The sequence below is a fragment of the Mesorhizobium sp. M7A.F.Ca.US.002.01.1.1 genome, assembly GCF_004022955.1.
GTDB classification, from domain to species: domain Bacteria; phylum Pseudomonadota; class Alphaproteobacteria; order Rhizobiales; family Rhizobiaceae; genus Mesorhizobium; species Mesorhizobium ciceri.
In genome coordinates this window covers 1-12,752 of the sequence record NZ_RZQE01000136.1, presented here as the reverse complement: position 1 = coordinate 12,752, position 12,752 = coordinate 1, and the positions used below count along the sequence as shown (strand labels likewise).

The window sequence follows — 12,752 nt, the reverse complement described above, 5'->3', positions numbered from 1 at the left end:
GGCCTGATCAGCCCGGCGGCGCGCAAGGCGCGCTACGACATCTACCGCGAAAAACTGTCAATCGCCGCACCCCGGCCCGATGCGCCGATCACCACTTTGTCGGGCGGCAACCAGCAGAAGGTGCTGCTGGCGCGGGCCTTGGCGCTGGAGCCCGCGATCCTGCTCCTCAACGATCCGACGCGTGGCGTCGACGTGGCGACGCGGCATGTTCTCTACGACGTGTTTCGCGGGCTGGCGGCCGACGGCATGGGGCTCGTCATCCTGTCCAGCGAAATCGAGGAGATTCTTCTCCTGTGCCAGCGCGTGCTGGTGTTCCGTGAGAATGAAGTCGCGGCCGAGATCGCCGGCAACGCCCTCACCACCGACGGCGTGATATCAGCCATGTTCGGACGTGCGGCATGAGCCCTGTTGCGCGCCTCCTGTCCCTTGGGCGAAATTTCGGCTTCGCCGTCGTGCTGCTGGTCGTGCTGCTTGCGGTCAATCTCATCCTCAGCCCGGGACGATTCCAGCCGGGTTCCTGGGGGGCGCTGGTCGGATTGGCGGCGCCCTTGATCGGTGCTGCCATCGCCTCCACGCCTGTCATCCTCGCCGGGCGTGGCGGAATCGACATCTCGGTCGGGCCATTGATGGGCTTTGTCAACGCTTTGACGATCCAGGTGCTGTTCCTCGGCACCGGCATCTCGTCGCCCTTGGTGCTCGTTCCGGCGGCGTTGCTCGTCGGCGCGCTGGTGGGCGCGGCGAACGGCTTCCTGGCGACAATCGTGCGCATTCAGCCGATCGTCGCCACGCTCGGCACCTATCTGATCCTGACCGGCGTGACGCTGACAATCCTGCCGGCGCCGATCGGCCCAGCGCCGGCCTGGCTCAAGGCACTGTCCGGCCCGCTGTCGATGCTGCCGCTGGCGGCGATGCTCGTCGCCTGGTGGCTGGTGCGGCGCACGCCATACTACGACCAGCTTATGGCGGTCGGCAGCGACGACCGCGCCGCCTACACCGCCGGTGTCGATGTCACGCGCGTGCGCTTCATCGCCTATGTCATGACCGGCATCCTCGGCGGATGCGCCGGGCTGATGCTGACCGCGCTGATCGGCTCGGCTGATCCCAATATCGGGCCGACCTACACACTGATCGCCATCGCCGCCGTAGCACTTGGCGGCGTCAGCCTGGCCGGCGGCCGTGGTGGCGTGGCGGGTGCCGCCATCGGTGCCATCGACATCTTCCTGCTGCAGAGCGTGCTGACGACGTTCAACGTCTCGACCTTCGTGCTGCAGATCGCCTACGGCGCGATCCTGGTGCTGGCGGTGATGCTGACAGCGCTGCAGGAACGTCTTGCCATGGGGAGACGCTGACATGGTTTTGCGCCAAAACCTCTTCGCGACAACCAACGCCCGCGTCGTCGGCGCCTTCTGCGTCGCCGCCCTTCTGCACCTTGCCGGCACAATTCTCATTCCCGGCTACTCGGCGCCGTTTGCGATACGTGCCATGCTGGTGCTCGCCTCGCTGCTCGCCGTGGCCTCGATTGGCCAGACGCTGGTCGTCATCATGGGCGGCATTGACCTTTCGATCCCCTTCGTCATCGGCTTTGCCAATGTCGTGGCGGCGCAGCTTTATGGCGATGGCTGGAACTTTTTTCTCGTCTGCGGCCTGGTCGGCGCGCTGGCGCTCGTCATCGGCGGGCTGAACGGGCTGATCTCGCGCAGCCTCGACATCCAGCCGCTCATCGTCACGCTCGGAATCGGCATGGTCGTGCAAGGGCTGGTGCTGCTGTGGACAGCCGGCTTCCCGTCAGGCTCCGCGCCACAAGCGGTTTCCAGCTTCGTCTCGATCGGCGGATCGGCCGGCCCGCTGCCGGTGCCGTGGCTGGTGCCGAGCCTGGTCGTGCTGGCGGCGCTGGTCGTGCTGGTGCTGGAGCGGACGCCCTATGGCCGCCGGCTCTATGCGTTGGGCAGCAATCCGGGAGCGGCGCCGCTGGCGCTGATCGACCCGGTTCGCATGTGGGTCATCACCTATGCAGCAAGCGCCTTCTTCGCCGCTGTCGCGGGCGTGCTGCTGCTCGGCTTCACCGGCTCGGCCTATGGCGATGTCGGCCAGCCCTATCTGTTCCAGACCATCGCAGCGGTCGTCGTCGGCGGCGCAGCACTGGTCGGCGGCCGGGGCAGCTATCTCGGCACGATCGCCGGCGTGCTGGTGCTGACCGAGATCAACACGCTGCTCATCGGCCTCGGCTTCCAGCCCGCGGCGGTGCAGGCCGCGCTCGGCTTCGTCATCGTGCTGCTGGTTTCGCTCTATGGCCGCGAACGGCACGTCTCGGCAACCGTCTGAAAGGACCTGTCAGTCGAGCCGCCACAGCTTGCGGGCATTGCCGGACAACAGCCTGTCGCGCTCGTTAATGCTGCAGCCTGAGAGCAATGCATGGGTCGCCGCTACCCAGGTCGACAGGCCGCCGCCTAGCGTGCAGACCGGCCAGTCGCTGCCCCAGACGACGCGGTCCCAGCCGAATGAATTGATGGTGTGCTCGACGTACGGCCGCAACGTCTCGACCGTCCAGCTGCCGGCATCGGCATAGGCGACGACACCGGAAATCTTGGCCATGACATTCGGGCGCCGGGCGATCTCGCTCATATGCTCGCGCCATGGATGTTCCCTGTTGCCCTTGATGTCGGGCACGCCGCAATGGTCGAGGACGAACGTCACATCGGGTGCCAGGTCGGCAAGCACGATAGCCTTGGGAATCTGGTGCGGCAGCACGACGAGATCGAAGGTCAGGCCGGTGCCGCCAAGCCGCTTGATGCTGTCGCGGAACACCGCACCTTCCGAGAGCTCGTCGGGCGCGACATGAAGGACGCGGCGAAAGCCCTTTACGAACGGGTTTGCCCGCTGCCGTTCGAGATAGGCCGCGAAGTCTCCTTCCTCAGGACGGCAGGACGCGATCACCCCGGCCAGCATGCTGCCGGGCTGCCGTGACAGTCCTTCCACACGAGCCGTCTCGGCTTCGATGTCGGCCGGATCGACATCGACCTCCATATGCAGCACGCGCTCGACGCCGACACGCTGCGCCTCCGTCGCGTAGTCTTCATAAGAGAAATCGCGGTTGAGCGCCGGCACGCCGGCGAGCCAGGGATAGCGCAGGGCCGAGCGATCGATGAGGTGAAGATGGGTGTCGATGATCATGGCGAGGCTCCTCCCTCTGGCTTTTCAAATCATCTCACGAGAGAATTCTTCATTCAAATAAGAATTCACACCGATGAGCCGACTGCTGATCCAGCAAGGTGCGACAGCTTTTCACACGTTGCCAGCAACAGTTCGATTGTCCTGGTGATATCGGGTGCGGAAGGCGCGTTGACCACCGTGATGTAGGGAATCGACAGCGCGGCGATCGCCTTGCCGTCGGAACTGCGCACCGGGGCCGACAGGTTGAAGACGCCGGCTGTCTGCATCGAAGCCATCATCTCGTAGCCACGGTCGCGGATCTGGTCGAGACGGGTGAAGAACTCGCTCGATTGCGCCGTCTTGTCGGTGCTGCGGACGTGTTCGGAAATCATCATCTGGCGCTCTTCCGGTGAGCGGAAGGCGAGCAGCACATGTCCCGAGCCGGTGTCGAACAGACTGATATGGGAGCCGACCCGGATCGATATGCCCCAGTAGTTCGGTGCTTCCTGCTGACCGATGACGACGGCAGAACCGCGATCAAAAACAACGAGTTGGTTGGCCTGCTGCGATGTCTCGGCAAGTTCACGCATCAGCGGCGTGGCATAGGAGACCAGCCGCCGTACCGGCGCGTGCAACTGTGCCAGGCCGAACAGCTTGAGCGTCAGCGAATAGCGGTCGCCGTCGAGGCGCGTGACGTAGCCGCGCCGCACCAGCCGGTCGAGCATGCGATAGAATTCGTTGGGACTGCGGTCGAGTTTCTTGGCGATTTCGGCCTGGGTCAGGCCACCGTCGACGCCCGCCAGCAGTTCAAGGATATCGAGCCCCTTGTCGAGCGCCGGCGCGCGATAGCGCTCGTCTTCGCTGTCGTCCATGGGCTCATCCTCCAGTGAATTTCACCCTTCATATACGCAGGAACGTGCGCAGCGGAAACAAATTTCGCCTTGACGTCTCCATGAATGTTTTGTTTGTATATGAATGTAGCACTTCTTGTCATCAGACGAGTTGCGGTCGCCGGCCAAGGCGCACCCAGGGAGGATACCAATGAACAGACTGCTTTCCGGCGTCTCCGCCGGTGCATTGTTGCTTGCATTTGGTGCAGGCGCAGCCCTTGCCGGCGACCTGCCCGGCAAGTTCGAAGGCGTGACCGTCGACGTGAAGCTGATCGGCGGCCAGCAATATGAAAAGCTCTACGAACGGATCCCGGAATGGGAGAAGGCGACTGGCGCCAAGGTCAACATCCTGACCAAGAAGAACGGCTTCGATATCGACAAGGAGCTCAAGTCCGACATCGCCTCGGGCAGCACCAACTGGTGCGTCGGCTGGAACCATTCCTCCTTCGCGCCGCAATATACCGGCCTCTACACCGACCTCAGCAAGTTGCTGCCGAAGGAAGAGATCGACGCCTTCGTGCCGTCGACGATCAAGGCGGCAACCATCGACGGCAAGCTGGAGATGCTGCCGCGTGCGCAGTTCGACGTTTCGGCGCTCTACTACCAGAAGAGCCTGTACGAGAACGCCGACAACAAGACCAAGTTCAAGGCGAAATACGGCTATGACCTGGTGCCGCCGGACACCTGGAAGGAAGTCACCGACCAGGCCGAGTTCTTCGCCAACCCGCCCAATTTCTACGGCACCCAGTTCGCCGGCAAGGAAGAGGCGATCAACGGCCGCTTCTACGAGATGGTCGTCGCCGAGGGCGGCGAATATCTCGACAAGGACGGCAAGCCGGTCTTCAACTCCGAGGCCGGCATCCGGGCGCTCGACTGGTTCGTCAACCTCTACAAGGCCAAGGCCGTGCCGGCCGGCACCACCAACTATCTCTGGGACGATCTCGGCCAAGGCTTTGCGTCCGGCACTGTCGCCATCAACCTGGATTGGCCGGGCTGGGCCGGCTTCTTCAACGATCCGAAGTCGTCGAAGGTCGCCGGCAATGTCGGCGTCAAAGTCGCGCCGAAGGGTTCGTCCGGCAAGCGCACCGGCTGGTCCGGCTTCCATGGCTTCTCGGTGACCGAGAACTGCCCGAACAAGGAGGCCGCGGCTTCCCTGGTTTGGTGGCTGACCAACGAGGACAGCCAGAAGCTCGAGGCCGCCGCCGGTCCGCTGCCGACCCGCACCGCGGTCTGGGACTGGGACCTGAAGCAGGCCGAAAACGATCCTTACAAGAAGGAGGTTCTTACCGCTTTCCAGGAAGAGGCCAAGCACGCCTTCGCCGTGCCGCAGACGCCTGAATGGATCGAGATCTCGAACGCCGTCTATCCCGAGCTGCAGGCGGCGATCCTCGGCGACAAGACCTCGAAACAGGCACTGGATGAAGCCGCCGCCAAGGCGACACAAATCCTCCAGGACGCCGGCAAGCTCTAGCAACGGCTCCCAGGGCTGCCTCCCCCATCAGCAATGGGGGAGGCGATCGCGTTGCGCGGGATGCCAGCGGTTTACGCTAACCCTTCGCGCCCAGCCAACGCACCGCCGTCCAAATACAAACACTCAAGGATTCTGATGAAGGGCTTCAAGCCATCCGCGCCATTCCTGCTGCTGCTTCCGGCCATGATCGTGCTGGCGGCGGTGGTGGTGGTGCCGCTGCTTCTGTCGCTCTATTCGAGCTTCACCCCGTTCCGCCTGACGCGGCCCGAAACGTTCTACGTCTTCATCGGCATCCGGAACTATCTTTCGATCCTGTCCAACACCGACTTCTGGTGGGCCTTCGGTCGCACGGTTCTGCTGCTGACCATCGCGCTCAATCTCGAAATGCTGCTCGGGCTCGGCCTCGCCATGCTCGTCGAGAAGGCGACGCGCGGCCAGCGCATCCTGCGCACGCTGATGATGTTTCCGATGATGTTCTCGCCGATCCTGGTCGGCTTCCAATTCAAGTTCATGTTCAACGACAATATCGGCCTGGTGAACAATGCGCTGCAGTCGCTCGGCATCACGCGAGACGCCATACCGTGGCTGATCGAGGGCCATCTCGCCTTCATCGCCATCTCGATCGCCGAGATCTGGTCGTCGACGGCGATCTTCGCCATCCTGATCCTCGCCGGCCTGCTCGCCATGCCCAAGGAGCCGATCGAGGCGGCGCGGGTCGACGGCTGCACGCCGTGGCAGACATTCCGCTATGTGACGTGGCCATTCGTCATGCCCTTCGCCTACATCGCCATGACCATCCGTTCGCTCGACGTGGCGCGCGCCTATGACATCGTCAAGATCATGACCGATGGCGGACCGGCGGGCCGCACCGAACTGCTATGGACCTTGGTGGCCCGCACCGCCTACAGCGACGGGCGCATGGGCATGGCCAACGCCATGGCCTATTTTTCGATCCTGCTGTCGATCGCCTTCACCGTCTACTTCTTCAACAAGCTCGCCGCGGCGCGCACGCAGATCGGTGCGGAGTGGTGAAGATGGACGAGAATTCTTCCGCCCGCCTGAAGCGCCGGCTGCTCGGCATCGTCTATCGCATCGGCCTGTTCCTGGCGATGCTGACCATCTGCCTGCCGGGCCTGTGGATCGTGCTGTCGTCGCTGCGGCCGACGGTCGAGATCATGGCAAAGCCACCGGTGTGGATCCCACAGGAGATTTCGTTCGACGCCTATGTCGCGATGTTCTCAGGCATCGGCAAGGGCGGCATCCCGGTGATTGAATATTTCCGCAACTCGCTGATCATCTCGGTGACCTCGACGGTGATTGCGGTGGCCATCGGCATGGCAGGCGGCTATGCGTTCGCCCGCTATCGTTTTCGCGGTAAATCGAGCGTCTTCCTCGGCCTGATGCTGACGCGCACCGTGCCGGGCATCGCGCTCTCGCTGCCGCTGTTCTTCCTCTATGTGCGGCTCGGCATCATCGACACCCATTTCGGGCTGATCCTCGCCTATGTCGCGCTCAACGTGCCGTTCACCATCTGGCTGATCGACGGCTTCTTCCGCCAGGTGCCCAAGGACCTCGCGGAAGCAGCGCAGATCGATGGCTGCACCCGCTGGCAGGCGTTCTGGCAGGTCGAGTTTCCGCTCGCCGGACCGGGCATTGCGTCGGCCGCGATCTTCGCCTTCCTGACCTGCTGGAACGAGTTCGCGCTGGCCTCGCAGCTGACCCGCTCGGTGAGCGCCAAGACGCTGCCGGTCGGCCTGCTCGACTACACGGCCGAGTTCACCATCGATTGGCGCGGCATGTGCGCGCTGGCCGTGGTGATGATCATCCCGGCGCTCACCCTCACCTACATAGTCCAGAAACACCTTGTCGGCGGCCTGACCTCCGGCGCGGTGAAAGGCTGATCCCATGGCAACCGTTACCCTCACCAAGCTGACCAAGCGCTACGGCACTGTTGGGATCGTGCACGGCATCGATCTCGACATTGCCGACCGCGAGTTCATTGCGCTGGTCGGCCCGTCCGGCTGCGGCAAGTCGACGACGCTGCGCATGATCGCCGGGCTGGAGGAAATCAGCGCCGGCTCGATCGAGATCGGCGGACGCATCGTCAACGATTTGCCGCCACGCTCGCGCAACATCTCGATGGTGTTCCAATCCTACGCGCTCTATCCGCACATGACGGTGCGCGAGAATCTCGGCTTCTCCCTGAAGATCGCCGGCGCCGCCAAAGAAGACATGGACCGCCGCGTCGCCGAGGCCTCGGCCATCCTCGGCCTCGACACGTTGCTCGACCGCCGCCCGTCGCAACTGTCCGGCGGTCAGCGCCAGCGCGTCGCGATGGGCCGCGCCATCGTGCGCGACCCCGATGTGTTTCTGTTCGACGAACCGCTTTCCAATCTCGACGCCAAATTGCGCACGCAGATGCGCACCGAGATCAAGAAGCTGCATGCCAAGGTGCAGTCGACAGTGATCTACGTCACCCACGACCAGGTCGAGGCGATGACGCTTGCCGACCGCATCGTCATCATGCGCGACGGCCATATCGAACAGGTCGGCACGCCCGACGAGGTGTTCCGGCGGCCGGCGACGCGCTTCGTCGCCGGCTTCATCGGCTCGCCGCCCATGAACCTGCACGAGGCGACGGTCGACGGTGGCCAGATGGTTTTCGCCAGCGGCGAGAAGCTGCCGCTGCCCGGCCAGTTCAAGGCCAATGTCGCGACCGGCGACAAGGTCGTGTTCGGGCTGCGGCCGGACGACATCTACCCGACCGGCCATGGCATCAGTTCCGGTGGCGCGGCCGATGTCCACCAGGTCGAGCTGCCGATCACGGTCACCGAACCGCTCGGCAACGAGACGCTGGTGTTCGTTGAATTCAACGGCACGGACTGGGTGTCGCGCATGCTGAACCCGAGGCCACTGCGGCCGGGCGAGCGGGTCGCCATGAGCCTCGACATGTCGCAGGCGCATCTGTTTGCCACTGAGACCGGAAAGACATTGCGGAGCTGATCGGCATGGCCAGAATCGAGAAAGTCGACCTTTGCATGGTGGACCTTGTGCCCAAGGTCAAGCGCACCGACGCGATCCAGAGCTTCGTCAGCCAGGAAACGCCGATCGTCACGATCACCGATTCCGACGGTGCGGTCGGCACCGGTTACAGCTACACGATCGGCACCGGCGGTTCGTCGGTGATGCGGCTGCTCTCGGACCATCTGGTGCCGCGCCTGATCGGCCGCGATCCCGACATGATCGAGGCGATCTGGCACGATCTCGAATTCGCCACCCATGCCACGACCATCGGGGCGATCACCGCGATCGCCATCGCGGCGATCGATACCGCACTGTGGGATCTGCGGGCCAAGAAGCAAAACCTGCCGCTGTGGAAACTCGCCGGCGGCGCCAAGGATCGTTGTCCGCTTTACACCACCGAAGGCGGTTGGCTGCACATCGAGACGCAGGCGCTGGTCGACGATGCGCTGGCCGCCAAGGCGAAGGGATTTCGCGGCTCGAAAGTCAAGATCGGCAGGCCGCACGGGTCGGAGGATCTTGCCCGCCTGTCGGCGGTGCGCAAGGCGGTCGGCGACGGCTACGAGATCATGACCGACGCCAATCAGGGGTTTTCGGTCGACGAAGCGATCCGGCGCGCTGCGAGGCTGCGTGAGCTCGACCTCGCCTGGATCGAGGAACCGCTGCCGGCAGACGACATCGACGGGCATGTGCGATTGTCGAACTCGACGCCGACGCCGATCGCCATCGGCGAGTCGCTCTACTCCCTCCGCCATTTTCGCGAGTACATGCAGAAAGGCGCCTGCTCGATCGTGCAGGTCGATGTCGGCCGTATCGGCGGCATCACGCCCTGGCTCAAGATTGCGCACGCGGCAGAGGCCTTCGACATTCCGGTCTGCCCGCATTTCCTGATGGAACTGCATGTCAGCCTGACCTGCGCTGTTCAGAACGGCCGATATGTCGAGTACATTCCGCAGCTCGACCAGTTGACCGGCAAGCGCATGCGCATCGAAGATGGCCAGGCGCTGGCGCCCGACGAACCGGGAATCGGCATCGATTGGGACTGGGACGCGGTCAAGGCCATGAGCATCGCCGAATTCACCACGGCGATCACGAAATAGGAGACTGATATGCAGCGGATGGGGATGATTCTCGGACTGAAGCCGGAAAAGGTCGAGGAGTATGTCCGCCTCCATGCCGCCGTCTGGCCCGGCGTGCTGACCATGATCTCGGCCTGCAACATCAAGAATTATTCGATCTACCTGAAGCGGCCGGAGAACCTGCTGTTTTCCTATTTTGAATACCACGGCACCGACTATGCCGCCGACATGGCCAAGATGGCGGCCGACCCGAAGACGCAGGAATGGTGGGCCGTCTGCATGCCCTGCCAGGAGCCGCTGGCGACCCGCAAGGAGGGCGAGTGGTGGGCCGAGATGGATGAGGTCTTCCATCATGACTGAAGGCGGCTTCGACCCTGCCTTGCTCGTTCAATCCTGGCCAAAACCCTCAAGACCCCGGCCGATCGTCACCTTCGGCGCGGGATCGATCGTCGGCGACGCGCATTTCCCAGCCTACCGGAAGGCCGGCTTTCCGGTTGCCGGGCTTTATGATCCTGATCATGTCAGGGCTGAAAAGCTGGCCAGCCAATGGGGCGTGACGGCCTTTGGCTCGGTCGAAGAAGCGACTGCTGTCGAGGGCGCGATCTTCGACCTTGCCACCCCGCCGTCGCATCATGCCGATGTGCTGAAGTCCTTGCCTGACGGCGCGGTGGCGCTGATCCAGAAGCCGATGGGCAGCAATCTTGCCGAGGCGACCGCGATCCTCGAAATCTGCCGCGCCAGGAGGCTGCACGCGGCGGTGAACTTCCAATTGCGCTTCGCGCCAATGATGCTGGCGCTGAAGGATGCCATCGGCAAGGGCTGGCTCGGCGAGATCGTCGACTTCGACGCCTGGCTGGCGCTGGCGACACCATGGGAGCTTTGGGAATTCCTGCTCAAGGCGCCGCGCGTCGAGATCGCCATGCATTCGATCCACTATCTCGACCTGATCCGGCAGTTGCTCGGCGACCCCAGAGGCGTGCACGCCAAGACACTCGGCCATCCCAACCATAAGGTGGCGCAGACGCGCACCAGCGCCATTCTCGACTATGGCGACACCGTGCGTTGCGCGCTGTCGATCAACCACGACCACAAATTCGGTCGCCGGCATCAGGCCTGCGAGTTCCGCATCTGCGGCACAGAGGGTGCCGCCTATCTCAAGCTGGGTCTCAACCTCGATTATCCCCAGGGCGAACCGGATGTATTGGAGATCTATCCGAAGGGCGGAACGGGCTGGATCGCCGTGCCTTTGGCCGGCGAGTGGTTTCCCGATGCCTTCGTCGGCCGCATGGCCAATGTCCAGCGCTTTGCGACCGGAGAAGATGATACGCTGATAAGCCCCGTCGAAGATGCCTGGAGCACTATGGCGCTGGTCGAGGCGGCGTATCAGTCGAGCGCGGCACCGGCGACGCCGATTGCGGAAAGACCCTGATGGAACAGATCAAGTATTTCGAGGATTACGAGATTGGCGCGTCGCGCCTAACAAGCGGCCGCACCATCACCGAGACCGACTTCATCGTCCATGCCGGCCACACCGGCGATTTCTTTCCGCACCACATGGACGCCGAGTACATGAAGACGACGCCATTCGGCCAGCGCATCGCGCATGGCACGCTGGTGTTCTCGGTCGGCATCGGGCTGACCGCGAGCGTCGTTAACCCTGTCGCCTTTTCCTACGGCTACGACCGGCTGCGCTTCATCAAGCCGGTGTTCATCGGCGACACAATCCGCACGCGCACCACCATCGCGGTCAAGGAAGACGATCCCAAGCGGCCGGGTTCAGGACGGGTGATCGAGCGGTGCGAGGTGATCAACCAGCGCGGCGACGTGGTGCTGGCGGCAGACCACATCTACATCGTCGAACGCAGGCCGGCGCAGGGCTGAGACTCGGGAAAGTCCTACGAGCCGGTAGCGCGCTTGGTAATGCGCTCCAGCCCGAGCAAGAGAACCAGCGTCGCCACGACCAGGATCATTGTCAGTGCCGCACCGGCAAAGATGTCGCCGCGATCGGTAAGGCTGAAGATCGAGACCGGCAGCGTCACCCAACCCGGCGGGTAGACCATGACGGTGGCGCCGAGTTCCCCCATCGACAGCGCGAAACTGAGACCGAAGGCGGCGACCAGATAGGGTGCGAGCAAGGGCAGTGTGACGTGCCAAAGCCGGTAGGCCGGGCGAGCGCCGAGGCTCGATGCCACCTGCTCGAAGTCGGGCGACAGCCGCGCCAGTCCAGCCGAGACATTGCCGAAGGTGAAAGCCGAGATCAGCACGAAATGCGCGATCATGACGATCGCGATCGTGCCGTTGAGCAGCAGCGGCGGATGGCTGAAGGCAACCAGCAGGCCAAGGCCGACAGACACCGAAGGGACCGCGCTTGGGATGAAGAACAAAAGGCCGAGCAGCCGCCGCAAGGCATGGCCCTGGAGGCGCAGCGACAGGGCCGCCCAGGTGCCGCTGACCAGCGCCAGCGCGCTGGCCAGGAAGCCGGTGACCAGGCTCGCCTTGACCGCTCTGCCGGCGGCACCGGAAATGACATCAGTGTAGTGCTCCGTCGTCAGGCCGTTGGGCAGCACGCCGTTCCACTGGTCGGCGAGGCTGGACAGGAGGATGACCGCGAGCGGCGCCAGGAACAGCACGCCGAAGATCAGTGCGAAGAGCACCCACAGGACAAGACGACCGGAGCGTGACCAGACCAGCATAGGCTAGGCTCCCAACCGGCCGGCGGCGAAACGGTAGAGGCCAAACAGGCCGAGTGACAGCGCGATGTTGACGACGGCGATGATACAGGCGACCTGATAGGCCGATTCCTGGATCGCCTTGCCGTAGATCAGCAGCGGCAGGGTGATGACGCCCTTGGCGCCGATGAACAGCACGATGCCGAATTCGTTGACGGTCAACAACAGGCAGAGGCTGCCGCCGGCGATGAGTGCCGGGATTGCCGCCGGCAGGATCACCTGGCGAACGATGCGAAACGGCCGCGCGCCGAGCACGCTCGCCGCTTCGATCTGGCCACGGTCGACCAGCGAAAAGGCGGCGAGCAGCGGCCGCAGGATGAAGGGTGTGTAGACAGTGACCTCGGCCAGGATCACACCCCACGCGGAATAGAGGAAATCGACGGGCGGCAGCGGCAGCGAAAAGGTCTCCATC

Annotated in this window: 15 protein-coding genes; 11 read left to right on the top strand and 4 right to left on the bottom strand. The window is 63.7% G+C overall.

The genetic code is table 11. The annotated features are described in order from the left end of the window. The 3 genes from EN932_RS15740 to EN932_RS15730 form a co-directional block, all read left to right on the top strand. Positions 1 to 402: ATP-binding cassette domain-containing protein (locus tag EN932_RS15740; RefSeq protein ID WP_164890498.1), on the top strand; the 402-nt coding region annotated here is incomplete at its 5' end. Continuing rightward, positions 399 to 1,349 (top strand): ABC transporter permease, encoded by a 951-nt coding sequence (locus EN932_RS15735; protein ID WP_127385072.1) that lies wholly within the window; start codon positions 399 to 401, stop codon positions 1,347 to 1,349. The genes EN932_RS15740 and EN932_RS15735, both read left to right, overlap by 4 nt. 1 nt (position 1,350) lies before the next feature. After that, positions 1,351 to 2,322 carry an ABC transporter permease gene (locus tag EN932_RS15730; protein WP_127369282.1) on the top strand — a complete coding sequence of 324 codons (972 nt, stop codon included), beginning with the start codon at positions 1,351 to 1,353 and terminating at the stop codon, positions 2,320 to 2,322. A gap of 9 nt (positions 2,323 to 2,331) precedes the next feature. On the opposite strand, the gene EN932_RS15725 is transcribed toward EN932_RS15730, so the two are convergent. Then, the gene (locus EN932_RS15725; RefSeq protein WP_127369283.1) at positions 2,332 to 3,171 is read right to left on the bottom strand and encodes an amidohydrolase; all 840 of its coding nucleotides are present in this window, start codon (positions 3,169 to 3,171) and stop codon (positions 2,332 to 2,334) included. 65 nt (positions 3,172 to 3,236) lie between these two features. Continuing rightward, a complete protein-coding gene (locus EN932_RS15720) occupies positions 3,237 to 4,022 on the bottom strand; it encodes an IclR family transcriptional regulator (protein WP_013533023.1) in 786 nt (261 codons plus the stop codon). A 169-nt stretch (positions 4,023 to 4,191) separates the two neighbouring features. On the opposite strand from EN932_RS15720, the gene EN932_RS15715 reads away from it, so the two are divergent. From EN932_RS15715 to EN932_RS15680, 8 genes are all read left to right on the top strand, one after another. After that, positions 4,192 to 5,511, top strand: a complete 1,320-nt coding sequence (locus EN932_RS15715) for a sugar ABC transporter substrate-binding protein (RefSeq protein WP_127369284.1) — start codon at positions 4,192 to 4,194, stop codon at positions 5,509 to 5,511. A 135-nt stretch (positions 5,512 to 5,646) separates the two neighbouring features. Further along, on the top strand, positions 5,647 to 6,543 hold the full coding sequence (locus EN932_RS15710) for a sugar ABC transporter permease (protein WP_013533025.1): 897 nt from the start codon (positions 5,647 to 5,649) through the stop codon (positions 6,541 to 6,543). A gap of 2 nt (positions 6,544 to 6,545) precedes the next feature. Beyond that, the gene (locus EN932_RS15705) at positions 6,546 to 7,412 is read left to right on the top strand and encodes a carbohydrate ABC transporter permease (protein WP_063171551.1); all 867 of its coding nucleotides are present in this window, start codon (positions 6,546 to 6,548) and stop codon (positions 7,410 to 7,412) included. A 4-nt stretch (positions 7,413 to 7,416) separates the two neighbouring features. After that, positions 7,417 to 8,514 carry a sn-glycerol-3-phosphate ABC transporter ATP-binding protein UgpC gene (gene ugpC / locus EN932_RS15700; RefSeq protein ID WP_127368839.1) on the top strand — a complete coding sequence of 366 codons (1,098 nt, stop codon included), beginning with the start codon at positions 7,417 to 7,419 and terminating at the stop codon, positions 8,512 to 8,514. Positions 8,515 to 8,519: 5 nt separating this feature from the next. After that, entirely contained in the window at positions 8,520 to 9,632 is a 1,113-nt protein-coding gene (locus tag EN932_RS15695) for a mandelate racemase/muconate lactonizing enzyme family protein (RefSeq protein ID WP_063167541.1), read from the top strand. Between the two features lie 9 nt (positions 9,633 to 9,641). After that, positions 9,642 to 9,971: an L-rhamnose mutarotase gene (locus EN932_RS15690; protein WP_127365738.1), complete on the top strand. Its 330-nt coding sequence runs from the start codon at positions 9,642 to 9,644 to the stop codon at positions 9,969 to 9,971. Next, positions 9,964 to 11,040 carry a Gfo/Idh/MocA family oxidoreductase gene (locus EN932_RS15685; protein ID WP_127365739.1) on the top strand — a complete coding sequence of 359 codons (1,077 nt, stop codon included), beginning with the start codon at positions 9,964 to 9,966 and terminating at the stop codon, positions 11,038 to 11,040. The genes EN932_RS15690 and EN932_RS15685 overlap by 8 nt, the downstream gene beginning before the upstream one ends. Beyond that, positions 11,037 to 11,492, top strand: coding sequence for a MaoC/PaaZ C-terminal domain-containing protein (locus EN932_RS15680; RefSeq protein WP_063167538.1), 456 nt, complete (start codon positions 11,037 to 11,039; stop codon positions 11,490 to 11,492). The genes EN932_RS15685 and EN932_RS15680 overlap by 4 nt, the downstream gene beginning before the upstream one ends. Positions 11,493 to 11,506: 14 nt before the next feature. Here the strand turns inward: EN932_RS15680 and EN932_RS15675 are convergent, their stop codons facing one another. Together EN932_RS15675 and EN932_RS15670 are read right to left on the bottom strand one after the other, a co-directional pair. Then, positions 11,507 to 12,304 carry an ABC transporter permease subunit gene (locus EN932_RS15675; protein WP_013533032.1) on the bottom strand — a complete coding sequence of 266 codons (798 nt, stop codon included), beginning with the start codon at positions 12,302 to 12,304 and terminating at the stop codon, positions 11,507 to 11,509. Between the two features lie 3 nt (positions 12,305 to 12,307). Then, positions 12,308 to 12,752 (bottom strand): ABC transporter permease subunit (locus EN932_RS15670; RefSeq protein ID WP_128368907.1); only part of this gene is annotated, 445 nt, incomplete at its 5' end.